Consider the following 21,865-nt stretch of genomic DNA (forward strand, 5'->3'; position numbering starts at 1 on the left):
GTCAGCTCCCCTCGGTCACGGGTGCCAGGAGCCCTGCGAGCTCCTGGCCTACGGGCGCATCGTGCCACGGCTGCATGGCCCGCTCCAGCGCAACCAGTTCCCGGCACATGCGCGCAGAGCGGGTCTCTGCCGCGATCGTCACAGCCTCGCGCGCGATCTCCACCGCATGATCGGGCTCACGAGCAGCTGCGGCCGCGGTGGCGTGCCGGGCCAGATAGACGCCGCGGTCCCGTCGTGCGGTCGAAGGCACTGCTGCAAGCACCTGCTCCCACAGCACGACGGTTTCACGGCCGAGCCTCAAGCGCCCGTAACAGGTGGCACGCTGGACTTCGAGATACCCCGGAGTCCTCCGGCAAGCGTTGCCCCAGGGCAGGTCGTCATCGACGCGGCCCAGCAGCCCGTCGGCCGTATCAATGAGTCTGTCGACGGCGCTCCGGTCGCCTGTGAGACTGGCACCGTGTGCTTGCTGCTGCAAGGCCATGATCCTGACCTTGGGGACGAGCCGGTCCGCGTCATCCAGCGCGGCTTCGCACAAGTCGATGACTCCGTGGCCGTCGCCGAGATCCGTCCGCACCTGAGCCGTGTTGACGAGGGCGTACCCGATGAGGTGCGCATCGCGGGACCTTGTGGCGATTTCTTGAGTGATACCGCGCCAGAAGCAAGCCGCGCCCAGGTCACCGGCATCCTGGTAGAGCCAGCCGACGAGAGCGGCGTACGCGGCGCCCACGCGGAGCAGGCCGCGACGGGTGTCACCTCGGGCTGATCGAACCAGCTTGTCGATCAGCTGGTACTGGGCCGAGACTGTGCCGATCAGATCGTGCGGGCCAAGGAACATGTCGGCCCGGTAGTGCCCCTCCAACTGCTCCTGGAAATAGCCGATCAAGGCGGGGTCTACATGCTGCGGGGCGGTGGGACCGGGTACCAGTGCAGCAGTCGTGACCGACGCGAACTCCCTTTTCCCATAGTCCTCTTGATGGTGCTCGGGGCGGATCCACCCGGGTGGCACGCTGAACCCCAGGTCCTCCGGCCATAGGCCTAGAGCGTCGTGCAGAACGATCGACGTTTCTTGCGAAGGCCAGCCGGGGCGGGACCCTTCCCAGCGGCGCCAGGTTCGCGCCGAGACCGTGAAGTGCGGGTCGGCGAGCAGCCGTACCCCGTGGCGGGTGAGGTGGTCTGCGGCGGCGTCTGCGGAACGCCAGCCGACGCGAAGTCGGGCGGCCCTTAGTGCATCGTTGCGGTGGCTCACGGGCTCAGTTTGAGGGGTCATCGCGTCTACCTCTTGCCGTGGCCGGGACGTGGCCACGAGTGGCCGCGCGATGGCCTGTCTGCCGGTCTGCGTGCCCGGCCATCATCCTCCCATGGCAGCAGCGACCGCACCGAGTCGGTTGTGCTCATCGCTGCCCAGCCACAGACGACTATGACGACAGGGAGTACCCATGTGCACGCAGAACGACCCGCACTCCGCGGAGGAGTTGATCGAGCGGGCGCTCGTTTCCTACGAGTTGATGCCCTCGGCGGAGGTGATTGCCGGGATCACGGACGGGCTGATCACGCAGGGGCGGGGGCTGGTCCCGGTGGTGGAGGGGATGCGGAAGGAGGACCGGCGGATCGAAGGGGCGGTGCGGGACTGGGAGCGGCTGGTCGTGGGCGGGCCGGCGGACCATCCGCTGGGGAACTGGAGCCACTGCCGCGGGCTGGCCCGGGTCGTACGGACGATGCTGCGGGCCACACGCGGCGAGCTGCCGCCGTACGTGCCGACAGCGGTGTCGGACCTGCCGATGATGTCGTTCAGCCGCTGGCCCACCCCATGAGCCCCTGGCCCCGCGAAGCCGTCTACTGCGTCACCCTCCTCGCCGCCACCGGGACCCTCGTACTCGCCCTCGCCATCGGCCGGTGACCCTCAGAACGGCCACGACCAGTCCGCCACCTCCGGCAGGTCCGTCCCGTGCTCCCGGATCCACGTCTGGTGCCGCTCCCTTTGCAGGGTCATCAGGCGCCGCAGGTCCGCAGCGGCGTCACCCAGGGCGGTCCCCGCCACCCGGTCCAGCACGTCCAGGACCAGCCGGTACCGGTCCATGTCGTTGCGGACGACCATGTCGAACGGGGTCGTCGTGCTGCCCGACTCCTTGTAGCCACGCACGTGCAGCCGGTCGTGGTTCGGGCGGCGGTAGGCGAGGCGGTGGATGAGCCACGGGTAGCCGTGGTACGCGAAGACCACCGGCCGGTCCCTGGTGAACAGCTCCTCGTACGCCGCGTCCGTCATCCCGTGCGGGTGCTCCTCGCGGGGCATGAGCCGGGTCAGGTCGACGACGTTCACGACCCGGACCGACAGCGCGGGCAGGTGCTCGCGCAGCAGCGCCGCCGCGGCCATCACCTCCAGCGTCGGCACGTCCCCGGCACAGGCGAGGACCACGTCCGGCTCCCGCCCGGCGGTCTCCGTACCGGCCCACGGCCAGACTCCCGCCCCCCGCGCGCAGTGGGCGCGCGCCTCCGCCACCGGCAGCCAGTCGAAGCACGGCTGCTTGCCCGCCACGACCACGTTGACCCGGTCCCGGCTGCGCAGTACGTGCCCGGCGACCGCGAGCAGCGTGTTCGCGTCCGGCGGGAAGTACACGCGGACGACCTCCGGGCTCTTGTTGAGCACGTGGTCGACGAACCCGGGGTCCTGGTGGGAGAACCCGTTGTGGTCCTGCCGCCACACGTGCGAGGTCAGCAGGTAGTTGAGCGAGGCGACCGGCTCCCGCCAGGGCAGGGTGCGGGCGGTGCGCAGCCACTTGACGTGCTGGCCGACCATCGAGTCGACGATGTGGGCGAACGCCTCGTACGTGGAGAACAACCCGTGCCGGCCGGTGAGGAGGTACCCCTCCAGCCAGCCCTGGCAGGTGTGCTCGGACAGGATCTCCAGCACCCGGCCGTCCCGTGCCAGGTGTTCGTCGGTGGGTTCCACGGCTGCCTGCCACGCCTTGCCGGTGACCTCGTACAGGTCGTCGAGGCGGTTGGAGGCGGTCTCGTCGGGGCCGACGACCCGGAAGTTCCGCCGTTCGGCGGTGTCCGCCATGACCTGGGCGAGGTAGCGGCCGAGCACCCGGGTCGGCTCGTGCGTCTCGGCGCCGGGCTTCGCGACGGGTACGCCGTACGCGTCCAGGGGCGGCAGCGGGAGCGGGCGCAGCAGGCGGCCGCCGTTGGCGTGCGGGTTCGCGCCGAGCCGGCGGTCGCCTTCCGGTACGCAGGCCAGGACGTGGGGGAGCGGGCGTCCGTCGGCGTCGAACAGCTCCTGCGGGCGGTACGAGCGCATCCATGCCTCCAGCGCCGCGAGCCGTGCGGGGTTCTCCCGTACGCCGGACAGCGGGACCTGGTGGGCGCGCCAGGTGCCCTCGACGGGCCGGCCGTCCACCTCGCGCGGTCCGGTCCAGCCCTTCGGGGTGCGCAGCACGATCACCGGCCAGGCGGGCAGGCCGCGCCGGGGCGCACCCGCACGGGCGGCGCGCTGGATGTCCTCGATGCGGTCCACGGCGGTGTCCAGGGCGGCGGCGAGGGCGCGGTGGACGTGGTACGGGTCGCTGCCGGACACGAACAGCGGTGCGTGGCCGTATCCGCGCAGCAACGCGTCGAGCCGTGACTCCGGGAGCCGGGCGAGCACCGACGGATTGGCGATCTTGTAGCCGTTGAGGTGCAGGACCGGCAGCACAGCGCCGTCGTGGACCGGGTCGAGGAACGTGTTCGAGTGCCAGGACGCCGCCAGCGGCCCCGTTTCCGCTTCCCCGTCGCCGATCACGCAGGCCACGACGAGCCCCGGGTTGTCGAAGGCCGCCCCGTAGGCGTGGGAGAGCGAGTAGCCCAGCTCGCCGCCCTCGTGGATCGACCCGGGCGTCTCGGGCGCCACGTGGCTGGGCACCCCGCCGGGGAAGGAGAACTGCCGGAACAGCGTCCGCATGCCATCGGCGTCCCGCGGGACGCCCGGATACGTCTGGCTGTACGTGCCGTCCAGCCATGCGTTGGCGAGGACGGCCGGGGCGCCGTGTCCCGGCCCCCATACGCACAGCAGGTCGAGGGCGCGGTCCCGGACCAGCCGGTTGAGGTGGGTGTGGACGAGGTTGAGGCCGGGGGAGGTGCCCCAGTGGCCGAGCGGGCGCGGTTTGACGTGCTCCGGCCGGAGGGGTTCGCGGAGCAGGGGGTTGTCCATCAGGTACAGCTGGCCGGCGGCGAGGTAGTCGGCCGCGCGCCAGTGGGCGTCGAGTTCGGGGATGGGGTACGTCGCCATGTCCGCTCGCTCCTCGGGTCCGTTCCCGCCGACTCGTCGGGTACCCCGGCGGGGTGTCGTACCAGGACTCTCCCCCCACGCGCGGCTACTGCATCAGGGGCAGCTGGTCCCGGCGTGAGGGCCGGTCGGCCCTGTCGGGGCGCCGGTTCGCCGACGATGGTGGAAGGCGGAAGGCGGCAACACGACCGCATTGCCGTACGGGCTGTATGGAGGGAAGAGCCGTGACACCTGTCATCGCTGTCGGACTGGACGGTTCCGCCGAGAGCCGGGCCGCGGCCCGGTGGGCGGCGAACGAGGCGGTCCGCCGCGGGCTCGGCGTCCACCTCGTCCACGCCTGGCTCTGGCAGCCGCTCGACGTGCCGATCGTCCAGAACCGCGACACCGAGGCCCAGCGCGCCGAGGACGTCCTCCGCGAGGCCGCGGACGAGCTGACCGCGCTCCACCCCGACCTGACCGTGACCTCCGAGGTCGTCCCGGACGCGACCCTTCCGGCGCTGCTGCACGCCGCCGAACGGGCGGAACTGCTGGCGCTCGGCACGAAGGGCTACGGCGCCGTGCTCGGCTTCCTGCTCGGCTCGTACGGCCAGCAGGTGATTGCCGAGGCGACCCGCCCCGTGGTGTCGGTACGGGCCGCCGCCGGGCAGGAGGCGGGCAACGAGTCCGGCCCGGTCGTCGTCGGTCAGCAGGGCGGAGCGGAGGACAGCCACGACGTCCTCGGGTTCGCGTTCGCGGCGGCGTCGGCGCGCGGCGTCGGCGTACGGGCCGTCCGCGCCTGGTCGCTGCCGCCGCTGTACGCGTACAGCCCCGGCTCGCTCTACCTCGCGGACCAGGCGGGCGGTCTGGAACCGTTCGAGAAGGCGGCGCTGCACGAGGCGCTGGAGCCGTGGATCGCCAAGTACCCGGACGTCCCCGTGGAGGAGCACGTCGAGATGGGGACCGGCGGCCAGGTCCTCCTCTCCACCGCCTCGGACGCCGGCCTGGTCGTGGTCGGCCGGCGCGCCCGCAAGTCCGCGATCGGCACCCGCATCGGCTCGGTCGCCCACGCGGTCCTCCACCACGCGCCGTGCCCGGTGGCGGTGGTCCCGCACGCGTGACCCGAACGCCGGACGGGCTGGAACTGCCGGCCCGTCCGGCGTGTGAGGACCGGGGCCCGGGGCGGAGCCCCGCGTCCTTGAAAACCCACGGCCCCGGAGGCGGCATGGCACGGCATCGCCCCACCACCCTCCGCGCCGACGCCCTCGCCGGCATCACCGTCGCCGCCTACCTGGTCCCCCAGGTCATGGCCTACGCGGTGGTGGCCGGCCTGCCGCCGGTCGCCGGACTGTGGGCCGTCCTCCCCGCCATGGTCCTGTACACGGCGGCCGGCACCTCCCGCCTCCTGTCCGTGGGCCCGGAATCCACCACGGCCCTGATGACCGCCGCGGCCGTCGCCCCCCTCGCCGCCGGTGCTCCCGCCCGGTACGCGGCGCTCGCCGCCGCCCTGGCCGTCGTGGTCGGCCTGCTCTGCCTCGCCGCCTGGGCCGTGCGGCTCGGGTTCCTGGCCGACCTCCTGTCCCGCCCGGTACTCGTCGGCTACCTCGCCGGCATCGCCCTGATCATGATCGTGGACCAGCTGCCCCGCCTGACCGGCGTCCCCGCCGACGGCTCCGGCTTCTTCCCGCAGCTCGCCGCGTTCGTCCGGCATCTCGACGAGGTCCACTGGCCGACCGCCGCCCTTGCCGCCGGCTGCCTCCTGATCCTCTTCACGCTGCCGCTGCTGTGGCGCCCGCTGCCCGCCCCCCTCGTCGTCCTCGTGCTCGGCACGGCCGCCGTGGCCGCCTTCGCGCTCGACGAGGGCCCCGGCATCGACGTCAGCGGGCCGGTGCCCACCGGTCTGCCCGGCTTCGACCTGCCCGCCCCGGCGGACCTGCCCGACCTGGTCCTCCCCGCCGTCGGCGTCCTCCTCGTCGGCTACTCGGACGTCATCCTGACCGCCCGCGCCTTCGCCCGCCGCGACGACCCGCAGCCCCTCGACGCCAACCGGGAACTGCTCGCCCTCGGCACGGCCAACCTCGGCGCCGGCGTCCTGCACGGCTTCCCCGTCAGCAGCAGCGCCAGCCGGACCGCCCTCGCGGACTCCGCAGGCGCTCGCAGCCAGGTGTACTCCCTCGCGGCCGCCGCCTGCGTGGCCGCCGTCCTGCTGTTCCTCGGACCGCTGCTCACCCACACGCCGCGGGCCGCGCTCGGCGCGATCGTGGTCTACGCGGCGGTACGCCTGGTGGAGGCGGGCGAGTTCAGGCGGCTCGCCGCGTTCCGGCGCCGCGAACTGCTCCTCGCCCTCGGCTGCACCCTCGGTGTCCTCACCCTCGGCATCCTGTACGGCGTACTCGTCGCCATCGCCCTGTCCGTCGCCGAACTCCTGGCCAGGGTCGCCCGCCCGCACGACGCCGTACTCGGCATGGTGCCGGGGCTCGCCGGCATGCACGACATCGACGACTACCCGGCCGCCCACACCATCCCGGGCCTGCTGCTCTACCGCTACGACTCGCCGCTGTTCTTCGCCAACGCCGAGGACTTCCACCGGCGCGCCCTGGCCGCCGTCCGCGCCCAGCCCGACCCGGTGCACTGGTTCGTCCTGAACACCGAGGCCAACGTCGAGGTCGACATCACCGCCCTGGACGCCGTCGAAGCCCTCCGCGCCGAACTCACGGAGCAGGGCGTCGTGTTCGCCCTCGCCCGCGTCAAACAGGACCTCCGCACGGCCCTCGACGCGTACGGCCTGACGGCGTCGGTCGGCGAAGACCGCATCTTCCCGACCCTCCCCACCGCCATCGCCGCCTACCGGAACCGGCCGCCGGAAGGCAGACCCTAGGCCCCGGGCGTCGTCAGTGGCGGCCACGGACCAGGGCGACGGGGCAGGGGGCGTGGTGGAGGAGGGCCTGGCTGACCGAGCCCAGGAGGAGGCCGGTGAACCCGCCGCGGCCCCGGGCTCCGGTCACCAGGAGCTGGGCGGACCGGCCGGCGTCGATCAGGGCCGGGCGGATGCGGCTGTGCACCAGGCGCAGTTCGACGGCCACCTGCGCAAACGCCTCCCGGTGCGGGGCCACCGTCTCCTCCAGCAGGTGCTGCTCCGCCGCACGCAGGTGCTCCCGGTCCGCCACCACCGCGTTCAGCGGGTCGCCCGGGCCTTCGTACGCGCGCTCGCTCCAGGTGTTCCACACGTGCAGCGCCACCAGGGGTGCCCGGCGCAGCGCGGCTTCGGCGAAGGCGAAGTCCACGGCCGCCGCGCCGGCCTCGGAGCCGTCCACGGCCAGCACCACCGCCCCCGCCGGATCGGACCGGCCGCGCACCACGATCAGGGGGCAGGGGCCGTGGGCCGCCAGTCCCACCGCCGTGGAACCGAGCAGCAGCCCGGAGAAGCCGGAATGGCCACGGCTCCCCACCACGGCCAGCGCCGCCTCGCGCAACTCGATCTCCAGCACTTCGAGGGCGTTGCCGACCACCACGGAACGGGTGACGTCCACACCCGGCGCCGCGGCGTGCGCGCGTTCCTCGGCGAGTGCCAGCACTCCGTGCGCCATCGGCTCCAGACCGTGGTCGCCCGGGCTCCACGGGGACGCGGCCGACGGCCGGTGGTGCCCACCCGGCCGGCCGAACGCGTGCACCATGCGCAGGGGTACCCCGCGCAGCCGCGCTTCACGGGCCGCGACCTCGACCGCGTCGAGGCTGGAGGCCGAGCCGTCCACGCCGACGACCACCGGACCGGTCTCGGTTGCCACGTTGCCTCCCGATGCGAGCACCGCACCCCCTCCCAGCTTGGTCCCGTCCACCGGGCTCCGCCACGGGACCCCCGCCCCGCGGCGGGACCGGTCAGGCCGGGCCCTCGCTCGGGTCCGGGCCGCCGAGGTCGAGGCGGAAGGGCGGGTAGTCGTCCGTCATCAGCGCCGCGTACGCGCTGACCCGCAGGACCCACCGGTTGAGGCCCATGACCAGGGCGAACAGGTCGCGCGGGTAGGCGGCGGTGAAGGCCAGCGCGACGGCGGCGAAGAGCACCAGCAGGCCGATGAGCCCGGCGCACGCAGCGCCTGCGTTCCCGCCGCCGGCCAGGATGGCGACGACCAGGTAGTGCGGGATGGCGAGCAGCCACCACTTCACCAGGACCAGACCCCGGGAGAGCCGCTCGGGGTAGGCGATGTCGAGCCGGGCGGGATACGCGGGTTCCTCGCCCAGGCTGAACGGCGGATAGCGGTCGGTCCCCAGGGCGCCGTACGCGTAGTACGACACGCGCCAGCTCCAGCGGAGCACCCCCAGGTTGAAGTCGAACAGGGGGCGCGGATAGCGCTCGGTGAACAGGATCGCGAAGAACGCGACCACGCTCACCACGAGGAACCCGAGCCACAGGAAGGCCAGCACGATGAGGTGGGGGATCACCAGCAGCCACTTCACCAGCCAGAGCCAGCGCGACAGCGGCTCGTCCAGGCTGCCCGACACCCGTACCGGGCGGTAGACCGGAGTAGTCACGGCCCCTCCTTCCACGCCGAGCCGGCAGCGCACCCGGGACCCGCCGGGGCACGGGGCACGCTACGCACACGTACGTCCAGCGTCCCGCTGTACGGCCGGGGCGGCGAGTCCAGGCTGTCACGGCGGGCCGCGGGGACTGCCGTGCAGTACGACTGCCGGGGTCGCGGGGCGACGGGCCGCGCGATCGCCGTGCCGGCCGCCGGCCGCGATGTGGTGACTACCGGCTACCGGCTACCGGCTACCGGCGATCGCAAGGGCGAGCGTCCCGGCCGCGGCCAGGAGCGTCACGCAGTAGACGGCCTCGCGCGACCAGGGGCTCACGGGGTGGGCCATTGGCTGAACGACATCATCGGCAGGTCCGAGACGGGCCCCGGGTGACTCGTTGGCTGCGGCTGTGTGCCGAAATACGGGTGTCTGGCGTGGGAGAGGCACCGTACCGTCGGGGCATGACCACCACGCGCGAACCGGACTACACCGTCCGTCCCGCCCGCCCCGAGGACGCCGACGGGATCGATGCGCTCGACACCTCGTTCAGCACCGGCACCGTCTTCGAAGTCGCCGCGTCCGGCATCGGGTTCACGCTCCGGGAGGTCCCGGTGGACCCGCCGCTGGTCAAGGTGTTCCCCGACGACGACGATGACGACGACGGGGACGACTCCGGTGGGCCGTACGACCGTACCCTCGTCGCCATCGCGCCCGGCGGCGAACTGGCGGGCTACGTCACCGTCTCCCACGCGCCGTGGAACCGCCGCCTCACCATCGAGGACATCGGCATCGCCCCCGCGCACCGGCGCCGCGGCATCGGCCGCCTGCTCGTCGAACGGGCCGCGGACCTGGCCCGTTCGTACGGCGCCGCGCACCTCTGGCTGGAGGTCACGAACGTCAACGCACCCGCGATCCACGCCTACCTGCGGCTGGGCTTCACCTTCTGCGGCCTGGACACCACCCTCTACGACGGCACGGCCTCCGCCGGCGAGCAGGCCCTCTTCATGAGCCGGCCCTGCACCTGACCCCCGGCCCTTTTCGCCATACTCCGTACATGGACACACAAGACGCCGAAGCGGCCCGCCGCTGGCTCGCGGACCAGGGCGTCCGCCCGGTTCCCGGCGGATGGGCCGACGACCGCAGGCCCGGTGTGCTGCTCACCGCCAACGACGTGGCCCACGCGTGGACCGGCGACGTGTTCGCGGAGGACACGGACGCCGCCGCACAGGTACGACTGGCCTTCGGGCTGCTCGACCTGCTCGACGAGTACTGGGTCGCCTGCGAGATCCGCCTCGCGCACGGCGGCCCGGACGGCCCCCTGCCCGCCGATGCCCTCTGGGACGGCTATCGGCGGCGGCTGGAGGCGGACGAGGAGGCCGAGGCCGTGACGTACTCGCTGTGGGTGGACTGGTTCGAGGACCGCGCCACGTCCGCCACGGCGTTCGCCGAAGTCCTCGGCAACGACATCGGACGCATCGTCGCCGAACCGTCCGAACCCCGGCTGCGCCGCGCCCGCCTGGTCCTCGAATCCTCCGGCCCGGTTCCCTGGCCGGCCAAGGCGCCGGCCTACCGCACCGCCGCCCGCCTCCCCGCCCTGCACCCGTCGCTCTTCCACGCCCTCCGCGCGGGCTACCACGACGCCTACGGCGACCTGGACCCCGCCGCCGCCCTCACCCTCCTCACCACCCTCTCCCTCCCCCCGGACACCCGCCACCTGGCACAACTGCGCCACGTACTCACGACGGGCCACCGCAACCACCGCGACAGCCCGCAGGCGTGGGACGCGGCGGGGGATATTCGGTTGCCCGGGGACAGGGGCGCGGATAGGAAAGGGGGATGCTCAAAGGGGTGAAGGTCGGGCTTCGGGCTCGGCACGAGAGTGACATCGACGTGCTGCGGACCGAGCTTTTCGACGACGTCGTCAACGCGTCGCGGGCCGAAGGCGCGCCGTGGCGGCCGGTGGTGCCGGGGTCGCAGGATCCGCGGCTCGTGGTGGACCACACGAACGAAAAGGTCGTGCACTTCTCGGTGGTCGAGCTGGAGGGCAACTCCCTGGTCGGCGCCGCAACACTGTGGGGCATCGACACCCACAACCGGACCGCGCACATCGGCCTGGGCCTGTTCCCGTCGTCCCGCGGCAAGGGCTACGGCACGGACGTGGTCGCCGTGCTCTGCCACTACGGCTTCGTCGTCCGCAGCCTGCAGCGGCTCCAGATCGAAACCCTCGCGGACAACACCGCGATGCTGCGCTCCGCCGAACGCAACGGCTTCGTCCGCGAGGGCGTCCTGCGTTCGTCGGCATGGGTGATGGGCGAGTTCCTGGACCAGGTACTCCTCGGCCTGCTGCTCGAGGAGTGGAAGGAGGGGAAGGAGCGGAAGGAGGGGTAGCCGGCGCCCGGGCCGGCCTGACCGGGCTCTGCCGACCCCACCCGTACGACCACCGCCCCGCTCACCACCCGCTGACGACCGGCTCCCCGTCCGTACGCCCGCCCCACGCCGCGTCCAGCCGCGCCAGCCGGGCCGTCGCGGCGATGCCGACCAGCGAGGAGACCCGGCCGTCGCGCACCTCGAACGCGACGGTGCCCACGACCCGTCCGTCGACGACGGCGACGAGTGCCGGAGTGCCGTTCACCGACGCGACGTACATCGACAGCGGGCCGCCCGCCAGCCGCCGCTTCGCCTCCGTCGGCCGGAATCCGGCCCGTACGAACGACGCGACGCGGTCGCGCGTCGTGTACCGCAGGAGCCGGCGTGCCAGGCCCGCGCCGTCCGACAGGGCGGCCACGTCGTCGGTGAGCAGCGCCACCAGCCGCTCGGTGCGCCCCGACACGGCGGCGGCGAGGAACTCCTCCACGACCCGGCGGGCCGACGCGGGATCCACCTCGCCGACCCGGCGCTCGGCGACGATCCGGCGCCGCGCCCGGTGCACGTGCTGCTGGCTCGCGGCCTCCGAGATGTCGAGGATTGCGGCGATCTCCGCGTGCGGGTACGCGAAGACCTCCCGCAGGACGTACGCGGCCCGCTCGACGGGCGACAGACGCTCCATCAGGGTCAGTACGGCCAAGGACACCGACTCGCGCTGCTCGAAGGTGTCCGCGGGGCCGAGCATCGGATCGCCGTCGAGCAGCGGCTCGGGCAGCCAGGCGCCGGCCGTCCGCTCGTGGCGGGCCTGCGCCGAACGGAGCCGGTCGAGACAGAGGTTGGTGACGACCTTGGTCAGCCACGCCTCCGGCACCTCGATCCGGTCCCGGTCCGCCGCCTGCCAGCGCAGGAACGCGTCCTGTACGGCGTCCTCGGCATCGGCGGCCGAGCCGAGCAGGCGGTACGCCAGCGAGGCCAGCCGGCCGCGGCCGGCCTCGAAGCGGTCGACGGCTGCGAGGTCCATGCGGTGCAGCCTATGCGGTGGCCTGCACGCGGTCCCCACCGCCGTCCGCCGCAACAACACCGGCCGGCTTCGCTCCGGCCGCCGCCGCGCCGGCCGGAGCCACCCGCCGCCGGGCCGTCGGCATGCCGAACGTCGGATGGGCGATGCTCCACCCGGCCACCTGCAGCACGCCCGACTTGAGCCGGGCGGCCGTCCGTCCGCCCAGGTACCAGGACTTCGGGCGGGCCTGGCCGTCCACCATCTGGAAGACGGCGTCCCGCTGCCCGAGGCTGATGTGGTTGCCGTGGTACGCCAGCGCGGTGGTCGGGACCTCGCCGCCGGTGAGGCGCGCGATGATCGCGGCGGTGGCCTGCTGGGCGGTGGCGCCGGCCGAGGCGCACGACATCGGCAGCGGCCGGCCGTTGTCGCCGATCGCGTGCGCGCAGTCCCCGACGGCGTAGACGTCGGGATGCGAGACCGACCGCATGCTGCGGTCGACGAGGATCCGGCCGGTCTCGGCGACCGCCAGCCCGCTCGTCCGTGCGAGCGTCGGGACGGCGAACCCGGCGGCCCAGACCGTGACCTGGGCCGGAATCTGCGTCCCGTCGGCGGCGATCACCCGGTCCGCCTCGACCGCGGCGACGGCGGTGTGCTCGTGCACGGTGATGCCGAGCCGGTCGAACGCCCGCCGCAGGTGGCGGCGGGACTTCGGGGCCAGCCAGGCGCCCGGCTCGCCGCGGGCGGCGAGGGCGACCGACAGGTCGGGCCTGCGCTCGGCGATCTCGGTGGCCGTCTCGATGCCGGTCAGTCCCTCGCCGACGACCAGCACGCTGCCGCCCCGGCCCAGCCCGGCCAGCCGCTCGCGGAGCCGCCGTGCCGAGTCGAGCCCGGCCACGTCGAAGGCGTGCTCCGCGACCCCGGGGACGCCGTGGCCGGCCGCGGAGCTGCCGAGCGCGTAGAGGAGGGTGTCGTACGCGAGCTCGCCCTCGCCGTCCGAGCCGGTCACGGAGACCCGCCGCCGCACGGGGTCGATGCCGGTGACGCGCGCCACCCGCACCCGTACGCCGGTGCCCGCGAACACCTCGGCCAGCGGACGGAACCGCAGGTCGCGGCCGGTCGCCAGCTGGTGCAGCCGCATCCGCTCGGTGAATTCCGGCGCGGCGTTGACCACGGTGATCTCGGTGTCGGCGGGGGAGAGCCGGCGGGCCAGGTTCCCGGCGGCGAAGGCTCCGGCGTATCCGGCGCCCAGTACGAGGATGCGGTGCTCCATGACGTGACTCCTGCTCTCGTTCGGTTGCACCCTGAACGAGACGGCGCCCCGATCCCTGACAGGCGCACGATGTGACGTGGGTCACGCCCGGGAGGGCGCTCGCCGCCGCCGGTGTCAGTCGTGCGGGGCCTCGCCGGTCACCCGGTGGTCCGCGTGGCTGAGGGCTTCGGTGACCAGGCGGCGGAGGTGGCCGTCGCCCAGGCGGTAGAAGACGTGGCGGCCCTCGCGGCGGGTCTCGACCAGGCCCGCCAGCCGCAGCTTGGCGAGGTGCTGGCTGACCGCGGTGCGGGAGGCCGAGCACTGTTCGGCGAGCGAGCCGACGTCCGACTCGTCCCGGGACAGCAGCCACAGCAGGTGGAGCCGCGTGGGGTCGGCGAGCAGCGCGAAGACCGCGGCCGCCTCGGCGAGCCGGGCGTCGTCCGGCGCACGCAGGTGCGGAGTGGTGGCAGCGGGGAGTGGATCGCTCGCGGGCATGCGACCAGGGTATGTCGGCCGTTTCTCGCTGCTTGCCGTGGTGGCGCGACTTGCGCAGACGTCATGTGCGCATCTGCGCACATGACGCTATGGTGGAGGAGTCCGTTCCCCCTGCGAAGGACATCCGCATGCTCACCGTGCTGCGCAACCGCACCTACCGGCACCTGTTCGCCGCCCAGGTGATCGCCCTGGTCGGCACCGGACTGGCCACCGTCGCCCTGGGCCTGCTCGCCTACGACATCGCCGGCGCCCGCGCCGGATCCGTCCTCGGCACCGCCCTCGCGATCAAGATGGCGGCGTACGTGGCCATCGCCCCGGCGATCGCCGCCGTCGCCCACCGCATCCCGCGCCGGGCCCTCATGGTCGGCTCCGACCTGACCCGGGCGGCGGTCGCCCTGACGCTGCCGTTCGTGGACCAGGTCTGGCAGGTCTACGTCCTGATCTTCGCCCTGCAGGCCGCATCGGCCGCGTTCACCCCGACCTTCCAGGCCGTGATCCCCGACGTGCTGCCCGAGGAGCGCGACTACACCCGGGCGCTGTCCCTGTCCCGGCTCGCCTACGACCTGGAGAGCCTCTTCAGCCCCGCCCTGGCCGCCGCGCTGCTCGCCTTCACGACGTACAACTGGCTGTTCCTCGGCACTGTCGGGGGCTTCCTCGCCTCCGCGGCCCTGGTCGTCTCCGCCGTCCTGCCCAAGCCCGCCCCGGTCCGCGAGCAGCCGGGCGGCGCGTACGCACGGGCCACCGCGGGCAGCCGGCTGTTCTTCCGGGTCCCGCGGCTGCGCGCCCTGCTGTTCCTGAACCTGGCCGTGGCCGCCGCGAGCGCCCTGGTCACCGTCAACACCGTCGTCTACGTACGCGACCACTTCGGCCGGTCCACCGGCGACGTCGCGCTCGCCCTCGGCGCGTACGGTGCCGGCTCGATGCTCGTCGCGCTGCTGCTGCCACGGATCCTCGACCGGGTCGCCGACCGCACCGTCATGCTCGCCGGCGCCACCCTCCTGACCTGCGTGTTCGTCGCCGTCGCCGTGATCACCGGAGCCTCGGCCGGCGGCTGGCGCTGGCCCGCGCTGCTCGGCGGCTGGGCGGCCTTCGGCGCCGCCGCCTCGATGATCCTCACCCCGACCGGCCGCCTCATCCGGCGCTCGGCCCCGCCCGAGGAGCGCACACCCGCCTTCGCCGCCCAGTTCTCGCTCTCGCACGCCGCATGGCTGATCACGTACCCGGTGGCCGGGTGGGTCGGGGCCTCGGCCGGGCTGCTCGCCGCCGTCCTCGTGCTCGGCGCGATCGGGCTGGCCGCGGGCGCGGCCGCGACGTGGCTGTGGCCGGCACGGGACACCGACGAGGCCGCGCACGTACACGCCGGCCTGGCGCCGGGGCACCCGCACCTCGAAGACGCCGTCGAGGTGCCGGGCGGCTGGCGGCACAGCCACACGCGGGTGTCCGACGGGCTGCACCTGTGCGCGGCGGGGGCCGGGACGCGGTGAAGTGACGGGCGGTGGCGGGGGCGGGGGCGGGGGCGGGTGCGGTGGCGGGGCGGGCCGGGGCCGGTGGACGGTCCCGGCCCGCCGCCGGCTCAGCCCCGGCTGCGCCGCCACCAGACGGCGCCGCCGACACCCAGCAGCGCGACGACGGCGACGACGCCGATGACCACGCCGGTGTTCGAGTCCCCCTCGCCGGCGCTGTCAGGACTCGCGGACGGGGCAGGGGCGGCCGTCGGCGGCTGTGTGGTCGCGGCGGCGGTCGGAGCCTCCGGGGTCGGGGTCGGGCTCGGGCTCGGGGCGATCGGCTTCGCGCCCGGCGCCGCAGGCTTCAACTCCAGTACCGGGGCCGGGTTTTCGACCTTCTCCCCGTTGGTGGGAACCTCGATCCAGCGCGAGACCTTGCCGTCGCCGTAGGTCTCGATCGTCTTGAACACCAGCGACTTCGCCTCGGGCAACTGGCGCACCACGATGCTGAATTCGGCATCGGTGCCTGTGGCCAGCGCGGTGCCGCCGATGGTGAACCCGTCCGCGGTGGACTTCAGTTGCCACGCCTTGGGTGCCGCCTTCAGCGTCACGGCGTCCGGCGCGATGCCCTCCGGGAGCACGACGCGCAGCTGCGCGATGCCGGACGTGTCGGACTCGGCCTCGGAGGTGAAGGAGAGCGTCACGTTCTCGGCGAGCGCCCGCGGGTCGGACGCGGTGACCTCGGCATGGGCGGCGGCCGGCCCGGCGGCCAGCCCCAGCAGCACGAGCGAGGCGGCCGCGGCCAGTCCCAGGCGGCGGCGGGAGCGGGAGTGATGTGCGTTCACGGTGGGAGAGCCCTTCGGCAGCGGGGCGGGCCGCACCGCACAGGTGCCGGGCCCGCCGGGATCGGGGAACACGTCTTTGGCCCGGCCCCCGGGCGGCCCCCGCCGCGCCACCGCGTACCCGAGCAGCACCGTCGCCCGTACGGCGGCCACCCCGGCGGCGCGCGGCATCCGCACGGCCCGCGGGCGCGGTGCGGGCCGGGACCGGCGCCGCAGGCCGAAGGCCCGCGCGGCACCGGCCGCAGCCGCCTGCGCCCACCGGCCGACCGTCTCCGGCAGGAGGCTGAGCGCCCGGTCCGCGCGGTGCATCAGCAGCGCCAGCGCGGCCGCCGCCACGGCATGGGCCAGGACCATCACCCCGGTGCTGTGGTGCGCGGTCCGTACGACCGCCTCCGACACCGCGCCATGACCCCCGCCCGGCGCCCCGTGCCCGTGCGCGGCACGACCGCCCGACAGGGCCCGGTGCACGACGAGTTGGGCGACACCCGTGGCCGCGGCCACCTGCCACCAGGGCCGGGACACCCGTGCCACCGGCCACGACAGGGCGAACACGACGGCCGCCCCGCGCCAGAACACCCCTGCACCCGAGGCCACATGATGACCCACCACGGCGAGCACCGACCCGGCCAGCGTGAACACGGCAGCCCGCAGCGCCCGCCCGCCCCGCCCCTGCGGCTGCGGACACGGGCGGGCACAGCGCAGGGGTGCAAGGGCTCCGGTCGTCATGTCGGGTTCATCATGCATGGATCCAGGTCGTCATCAGGCCCCAACTACCCATCCCGCAACACCTTTTCCACCCTCGGCTGACCCCGAACCAGCCACCCGCGCGCGCCGGCGATGGCACCGGCCGGCGCCTGCGGCGTCCGCGTCGACAGGTACACGTGCGGAGTCGGGTCGTCCGGATCAGTGTTCTCGATGCGGACCGCCGATCCGATACAGCTCCGCATCAGGCAGGGGGCCCGCAGATCGGCCTTGTACGTCCGCCAGGCCCGCGCCTCCTCCCCGTCCAGTACGTCGACCCTGCCGAGCGCACCCAACGGGATCCGCGCCCGTTCTCCATGGCCGTCATCGCGCCAGCCGCTCCTCGATCAGGGCCTTGAACGCCTCGTACGTACGCGGAGTCCCGATGCGCTCGCCGTCGACGAAGAACGTCGGCGTCCCCGGCACGTTCAGCCCCATCCCGTCGCGCTGGTCCGCAGCCACCCGCTCCTCGGTGGCCGGGTCCGCGACCGCCGCGTCGAACCTCTTCATGTCGAGGCCGAGCTGTTCGGCGTACGAACGGAACGTCCCTGCCTGCGAGTTGCGCAGCTCACCCCATTCCTTCTGGGTGGCGAACATCTTGCGGTACATGTCCTCGAACCGTCCCTGCCGCGCCGCCGCCTCCACCGCCACTGCGGCGGTACGGCTGTTGCGGTGCCCGGGCATGGGGAAGTAGCGGACGACGAACGTGACGCGGTCGCCGTACTCCTCGCGCAGCTTCTCCACCGCCGGGTGCACCGCATGGCAGGCCTCGCACTCGAAGTCGAGGAACTCGACGAGCGTCAGCTCGCTCCGCTGCGGGCTGGTCAGCCGGCGGCTGTCCGGGCGCACCGCCTGCGCCTCGCCCGCGGCGGGTATCGCCGCCGCCCCGGTGTCCTCGTCCGGCTTCACCAGCAGGAAGGTGCCGAAGGCGGCCGCGAACGCCATCAGGATGACGGCGACGACCAGCAGGCTCTTCTTCAGTTTCGTCATGATTCCTCCGTGTGGGTCTTCTGAAGGCGGCGGTCCCGGGCGTGCAGACCCGCCAGGTACGCGTTGTAGGCGGCGAGCGGGTCGCCCGCGTCGCCCCGGTCGATCTGCCGGTCGATCCGGCGGGCTTCCCGGCGGTCTGTGCGGATCCACTGCGCGGCCAGGATGACCGTCGTGATGAGGACGGGGACGTCGCCGGTGGCCCAGGCGATCGCCCCGCCGCTGTACTGGTCCTGCGCGAGATCGGGCCCCCACGTCCGGCCGACCGCCTGCCACCAGCCCGCGCCGATGATGTCGGTCGAGCTCATCACGGAGATGCTGAACCAGGAACCCGAGCAACTCCTCGGCGGGCGAGGGCGGACCGCTCCCGGCGGCGGGCGGCGCGGTCCGCGACAGCGCGACGGCCAGTCCCGCCGCGGCGGCCATCACCAGCGCCTCACCCGCCGCGAAACGCAGGAACGGCCGGCGGGTGCCGGCGGCCAGGGCCGGCAGCGTCCGCCGCCGATGCCACCACCCGACGCCTCCCAGGACCAGCAGGGCGCCCGCCTTCAGCAGCACCATCCGCCCGTAGGCGGACGTGACCCACACCGCCGGCACCGGTAGCCGGACCAGGGCGCCGACCAGCCCGCTCGCGGCCACCGCCAGGAACGCACCGCCGGCGAGCGGGCTGAACCGGCGGGCGGCGACCGCAGCCCCCTCGGTGCGGCGCCACACGGCGACGAGCACGAACACCAGCCCGCCCACCCAGACGGCGGCGCCCGCCACGTGCAGCGCAAGGCTCGTGACGGCCGCGTCGTGGTTCGCGGCGGCCGCCGCATGCCCCGTGAACGCAGGCGGCAGCACGGCCGCGACGGCGAGGACCAGCGCGGCCCGCGTCCACCGGACGGTGGTGACGCCCGCGCAGACCGTGGCCAGCACCAGCCCGGCCACCGCCGCCGCCGCGTACGACCGGCCCTGCGGCGCGGTCAGCGCGAAGTCCACGACCATCGCCGGGTCCAGGACCGCGGACACCGGCCGGGCGAACAGGTCCGACAGGCCGAAGACCAGCACGGCCACCTAGGACACCGACCACACCCCGGCGGCCGCCGCGGCCCCCGAGACGTACGGCAGCCGGGCCGGGCCGAGGCCCCGGCCGCCGGGCAGCAGCACCCCGGCGAGCAGCAGCGCGCCGACCGTCGCCACCGCCGACACGTCGGCGGCCAGACGCGCCACCGGCAGGCCCCAGGCGGTCAGCGGGCCGGGGCCCTCGATGCCGGGAACCCGCCGGGCGACGGGACCGGCCGCCCGGAGCCCGGCCGCGGCGGCGCCGAGGGCCACGGCGGCGGCCGCGAGGAGGAGGAGGGGGAGGCGCGGCCGGCCCGGACGAAGTCAGCCGGCACGGCGGGACCTCCGGCGGCGGGCGACGAAGACGGCGGCTCCGGCTCCCGCGGCCCCCGCCGCTCCCGCGAGGGCGAATCCGGCGGGCCCGGCGGTGCCGGACCCGCCGGAAGCGGCTGCGCCTTCGGGACCCGGCCCGGGCGGGCGGGGGGCTCGTAAAAGAAGGGCTGCGCGTGCTGCTCGGCGGCGCCTTCGAGGCCTTCGAGGCCGGCGTACGCACCCTGAACGTCAGGGCCCCGCTCATCGGCTGCCCGTCGGCCGACACCACCCGGTAGCCGACCGTGTACGTGCCCGGTGGCAGGCCCGGCCGGACCGCCAGTGACGCGGTCCGGCCGCCGACCGCCGGCGCGCCGGCACCCGCCGGACTGCCGTCCGGCGCCGTCAGCGCGACCTTCGCGTACTGCTGCGCCATCGCGTCGCCGAACGTCAGACGGATCGCAGGGGGCAACGCGTCCAGGGTCGCGCCGTCGGCCGGCGAACTGGACGTCAGACCGGTGTGCGCGGAAGCCGTGGGCGACCCCGCCCACAGCAGGGCGCAGCCAAGAGGTACGACGAGGAGGCGGGCCGCCACGCGGACGGCACGCCGGGAAGGGCGAGGCATGAAAAGAGGGGGTCTCTCTGTGCGCTCCGGACCAGCCGGAGGGTGCCCCGGACCAGCCGGGGCAGGGGGCGCCGACGTCCGCGGACGCGCCCCCACCCCGTCGTCAGGACGGGCAGAGGCCGCCGCCGGGCGCCGGCCCGGTCAGCAGGAGACGGGCGGCCCACCACGGGGCCCGCCCGGACCGGGGCGGCGCCCGGCCCTCGTTCGACCTCGCCACCAGCGCGGACGGCGGCAGCGCCACGCTCTCCCGCGCCCGCAGGTCCACCTGCGGGCCGGTGCCGGCGGCGGGCCGCGGCCACACGAACAGCAGCAGCGCGCCCAGCGCCTCCAGGACCGGCCGACCGCGCCACAACAGCCGCTCGGTCAACCCGAACAGCCGGGCCGCGACGACCAGCATCACCAGGTGCCCGGCGAGGAACACCTCGGGCGGAACACCGGCGGCGGAAGCGTGCTCCACCAGACCGGCGGGCCCGGTACCCGCCGCGGCCGCGGCCGCGCACGCACCCGGCAGCGCGTACGCCGCGTGGTACGCGAGCTGCGCGCCCACGAGCGCCGCGACGACCTGCGTGTCGGACAGTCTGGCCCGCGTCAGCAGCACCGCACCCGGCACCGCGACCGCCGCCATCCCCGACAGCACCGCCCACCGGGGCGTGTGCCCCTGCGCGAGCAGGTGCCCCGCGAACGGCAGCAGCACGCACAGGCCGGCCAGTACGCCGGCCCGCAGCGCCCGCACCACACCGCGCGCCGGCGCGGCCGGCCGGGACGGGGCGATGGCGGACATGGCGGCTGCTGCTCTCTCGGGGAGGGACCGGCCCATGGCCGGTGCGGCCGGAGCTTTCGGGCAGGACCGGCGCATCTCGCAGCGTATCCCGCCGCCTCCCAGGCCCTCACGGCAGGACCCTCCGCCGCCACGACGTCCGCCCGATGCCGGTTGCGGAGCCGTGACCTGTGAGGATGGGCGGACGGCGGCCGCCCCGGAGCGAGCCGCAGGTACGACGGGCACGTGAGGAGCAGCCGCGGTGGCGGAGCAGGGACCGCAGGGCCTGGCCGAGCGCATGGAGCACCACCAGGTCGCGATCTACCTCGCGGCCCTGGCCGTCGGCGGCCTGGCCGGCGCCCTGGCCCCGTCGCTCGGCCCGGGTCTGGAACACGCCATCAACCCGGTCCTCGGCGCGCTGCTGTTCGTCACCTTCCTCCAGGTGCCGGCCGCGGACCTGGGCCGCGCACTGCGCGACGGCCGGTTCCTCACCGCCGCGCTCGTCGTCAACTTCGCCGTGGTCCCGCTCGTGGTGGCCGCGATGTTCGCGTTCCTGCCCGCGGACCAGGCGGTCCGGGCCGGCGCCCTGCTGGTGCTGCTGTGCCCCTGCGTGGACTACGTCATCGTCTTCTCCGGCCTCGCCGGCGGGTCCGGCCGCCGCCTGCTGGCCGCCACCCCGCTGCTGCTGCTCGCGCAGATGCTGCTGCTCCCCGCCTTCCTCCACCTCTTCCTGGGCGCCGGCCTGGCCGACGTGGTGGAGCCGGGACCGTTCGTGGCCGCGTTCCTCGTCCTGATCGTCATCCCGCTGGCGCTGGCCTGGCTCCTCCAGGCCTGGGCGGCCCGCCGCCCCGCCGGCCGGCAGGTGGCCGACGCCGCCACCACGACGATGGTGCCGCTGATGGCCGCGACCCTGCTGACCGTGGTCGCCTCCCAGATCCCGCGACTCGGCGACGCCCGCACCGACGTGGCCGCGCTGATCCCGTTCTACGCCGCTTTCCTCGTCGTCATGGCCTTCGCCGGCAAGGCCGTGGCCCGCCTCTTCCGTCTCGACACCGGAGCCGCCCGGGCCATCGTCTTCACCGGCGCCACCCGCAACTCCCTGGTCGTCCTCCCGCTCGCCCTCTCGCTCCCCGAAGCCCTCGCCCCGGCCGCCGCCGCGGTCGTCACCCAGACCCTCGTCGAAGTCCTCGGCATGCCGGCGTACGTCCGCCTCGTCCCCCGCCTGGTCCCCGACCGCACGGCAGCCGGGTGAGCCGACGCC

Annotated in this window: 21 protein-coding genes and 3 pseudogenes; 9 read left to right on the plus strand and 15 right to left on the minus strand. The window is 74.3% G+C overall.

The annotated features are described in order from the left end of the window. Position 1: 1 nt before the first annotated feature. Positions 2–1,267, minus strand: a complete 1,266-nt coding sequence (locus tag LG634_RS03355) for an NsdA family TPR-like regulatory protein (RefSeq protein ID WP_226732053.1) — start codon at positions 1,265–1,267, stop codon at positions 2–4. A 169-nt stretch (positions 1,268–1,436) separates the two neighbouring features. Between LG634_RS03355 and LG634_RS03360 the strand changes: the two genes are divergently transcribed. Then, positions 1,437–1,811, plus strand: coding sequence for a DUF6415 family natural product biosynthesis protein (locus LG634_RS03360; RefSeq protein ID WP_226732054.1), 375 nt, complete (start codon positions 1,437–1,439; stop codon positions 1,809–1,811). A gap of 89 nt (positions 1,812–1,900) precedes the next feature. Here the strand turns inward: LG634_RS03360 and LG634_RS03365 are convergent, their stop codons facing one another. Continuing rightward, the gene (locus tag LG634_RS03365) at positions 1,901–4,261 is read right to left on the minus strand and encodes a phosphoketolase family protein (protein WP_226732055.1); all 2,361 of its coding nucleotides are present in this window, start codon (positions 4,259–4,261) and stop codon (positions 1,901–1,903) included. Positions 4,262–4,467: 206 nt separating this feature from the next. On the opposite strand from LG634_RS03365, the gene LG634_RS03370 reads away from it, so the two are divergent. Next, positions 4,468–5,355 (plus strand): universal stress protein, encoded by an 888-nt coding sequence (locus LG634_RS03370; protein WP_264202651.1) that lies wholly within the window; start codon positions 4,468–4,470, stop codon positions 5,353–5,355. Between the two features lie 104 nt (positions 5,356–5,459). After that, positions 5,460–7,112 carry a SulP family inorganic anion transporter gene (locus tag LG634_RS03375; RefSeq protein ID WP_226732057.1) on the plus strand — a complete coding sequence of 551 codons (1,653 nt, stop codon included), beginning with the start codon at positions 5,460–5,462 and terminating at the stop codon, positions 7,110–7,112. Positions 7,113–7,125: 13 nt separating this feature from the next. On the opposite strand, the gene LG634_RS03380 is transcribed toward LG634_RS03375, so the two are convergent. Beyond that, on the minus strand, positions 7,126–8,019 hold the full coding sequence (locus tag LG634_RS03380; RefSeq protein ID WP_372482362.1) for a universal stress protein: 894 nt from the start codon (positions 8,017–8,019) through the stop codon (positions 7,126–7,128). A gap of 91 nt (positions 8,020–8,110) precedes the next feature. Next, positions 8,111–8,761, minus strand: coding sequence for a DUF4389 domain-containing protein (locus LG634_RS03385; protein ID WP_226732058.1), 651 nt, complete (start codon positions 8,759–8,761; stop codon positions 8,111–8,113). Between the two features lie 446 nt (positions 8,762–9,207). Here LG634_RS03385 and LG634_RS03390 point away from each other — a divergent pair, with 446 nt between their 5' ends. From LG634_RS03390 to LG634_RS03400, 3 genes are read left to right on the plus strand one after another with little or no spacing between them, the layout of a single operon-like run. Further along, a complete protein-coding gene (locus LG634_RS03390) occupies positions 9,208–9,771 on the plus strand; it encodes a GNAT family N-acetyltransferase (protein WP_226732059.1) in 564 nt (187 codons plus the stop codon). A 29-nt stretch (positions 9,772–9,800) separates the two neighbouring features. Further along, a complete protein-coding gene (locus LG634_RS03395) occupies positions 9,801–10,598 on the plus strand; it encodes a hypothetical protein (RefSeq protein WP_226732060.1) in 798 nt (265 codons plus the stop codon). Continuing rightward, entirely contained in the window at positions 10,583–11,134 is a 552-nt protein-coding gene (locus LG634_RS03400) for a GNAT family N-acetyltransferase (protein ID WP_226732061.1), read from the plus strand. Before LG634_RS03395 ends, LG634_RS03400 begins: the two co-directional genes overlap by 16 nt. A gap of 61 nt (positions 11,135–11,195) precedes the next feature. Here the strand turns inward: LG634_RS03400 and LG634_RS03405 are convergent, their stop codons facing one another. The 3 genes from LG634_RS03405 to LG634_RS03415 all read right to left on the minus strand — a co-directional run bounded on the left by LG634_RS03405 (position 11,196) and on the right by LG634_RS03415 (position 13,854). Beyond that, positions 11,196–12,131: a sigma-70 family RNA polymerase sigma factor gene (locus LG634_RS03405; protein ID WP_226732062.1), complete on the minus strand. Its 936-nt coding sequence runs from the start codon at positions 12,129–12,131 to the stop codon at positions 11,196–11,198. A gap of 10 nt (positions 12,132–12,141) precedes the next feature. Beyond that, positions 12,142–13,380: an NAD(P)/FAD-dependent oxidoreductase gene (locus LG634_RS03410; protein WP_226732063.1), complete on the minus strand. Its 1,239-nt coding sequence runs from the start codon at positions 13,378–13,380 to the stop codon at positions 12,142–12,144. Between the two features lie 114 nt (positions 13,381–13,494). Continuing rightward, a complete protein-coding gene (locus LG634_RS03415; protein ID WP_226732064.1) occupies positions 13,495–13,854 on the minus strand; it encodes an ArsR/SmtB family transcription factor in 360 nt (119 codons plus the stop codon). A 128-nt stretch (positions 13,855–13,982) separates the two neighbouring features. On the opposite strand from LG634_RS03415, the gene LG634_RS03420 reads away from it, so the two are divergent. Next, on the plus strand, positions 13,983–15,338 hold the full coding sequence (locus tag LG634_RS03420; RefSeq protein ID WP_226732065.1) for an MFS transporter: 1,356 nt from the start codon (positions 13,983–13,985) through the stop codon (positions 15,336–15,338). 89 nt (positions 15,339–15,427) lie between these two features. Here the strand turns inward: LG634_RS03420 and LG634_RS03425 are convergent, their stop codons facing one another. The 5 genes and pseudogenes from LG634_RS03425 to LG634_RS38400 form a co-directional block, all read right to left on the minus strand. Then, positions 15,428–16,867 carry a DUF1775 domain-containing protein gene (locus tag LG634_RS03425; protein WP_226732066.1) on the minus strand — a complete coding sequence of 480 codons (1,440 nt, stop codon included), beginning with the start codon at positions 16,865–16,867 and terminating at the stop codon, positions 15,428–15,430. 44 nt (positions 16,868–16,911) lie between these two features. After that, a pseudogene (locus LG634_RS03430) lies at positions 16,912–17,190 on the minus strand (DUF3093 family protein); the annotation flags it as partial. Between the two features lie 16 nt (positions 17,191–17,206). Continuing rightward, positions 17,207–17,872, minus strand: a complete 666-nt coding sequence (locus LG634_RS03435) for a DsbA family protein (protein ID WP_226732161.1) — start codon at positions 17,870–17,872, stop codon at positions 17,207–17,209. Then, a complete protein-coding gene (locus LG634_RS03440) occupies positions 17,869–18,186 on the minus strand; it encodes a cytochrome c oxidase assembly protein (protein WP_308072261.1) in 318 nt (105 codons plus the stop codon). Before LG634_RS03440 ends, LG634_RS03435 begins: the two co-directional genes overlap by 4 nt. Positions 18,187–18,322: 136 nt before the next feature. Next, positions 18,323–18,508: pseudogene (locus LG634_RS38400) on the minus strand (CopD family protein); the annotation flags it as partial. Here LG634_RS38400 and LG634_RS03450 point away from each other — a divergent pair. Continuing rightward, complete coding sequence (locus tag LG634_RS03450; protein ID WP_226732171.1) at positions 18,447–18,929, plus strand: hypothetical protein; 483 nt, start codon at positions 18,447–18,449, stop codon at positions 18,927–18,929. The pseudogene LG634_RS38400 and the gene LG634_RS03450 sit on opposite strands and share 62 nt — an antisense overlap. On the opposite strand, the gene LG634_RS03455 is transcribed toward LG634_RS03450, so the two are convergent. The 3 genes and pseudogenes from LG634_RS03455 to LG634_RS03465 all read right to left on the minus strand — a co-directional run bounded on the left by LG634_RS03455 (position 18,926) and on the right by LG634_RS03465 (position 20,628). Beyond that, a complete protein-coding gene (locus LG634_RS03455) occupies positions 18,926–19,186 on the minus strand; it encodes a hypothetical protein (protein WP_226732067.1) in 261 nt (86 codons plus the stop codon). The two genes, LG634_RS03450 and LG634_RS03455, sit on opposite strands and share 4 nt — an antisense overlap. Positions 19,187–19,523: 337 nt before the next feature. Beyond that, positions 19,524–19,847, minus strand: a pseudogene (locus tag LG634_RS38405) (copper resistance CopC family protein); the annotation flags it as partial. A gap of 103 nt (positions 19,848–19,950) precedes the next feature. Continuing rightward, a complete protein-coding gene (locus LG634_RS03465; RefSeq protein WP_226732068.1) occupies positions 19,951–20,628 on the minus strand; it encodes a hypothetical protein in 678 nt (225 codons plus the stop codon). A 274-nt stretch (positions 20,629–20,902) separates the two neighbouring features. Between LG634_RS03465 and LG634_RS03470 the strand changes: the two genes are divergently transcribed. Continuing rightward, entirely contained in the window at positions 20,903–21,856 is a 954-nt protein-coding gene (locus LG634_RS03470; RefSeq protein WP_226732163.1) for an arsenic resistance protein, read from the plus strand. Positions 21,857–21,865: the final 9 nt, after the last annotated feature.

It is taken from the genome of Streptomyces bambusae (assembly GCF_020532645.1).
Classification (GTDB): domain Bacteria; phylum Actinomycetota; class Actinomycetes; order Streptomycetales; family Streptomycetaceae; genus Streptomyces; species Streptomyces bambusae.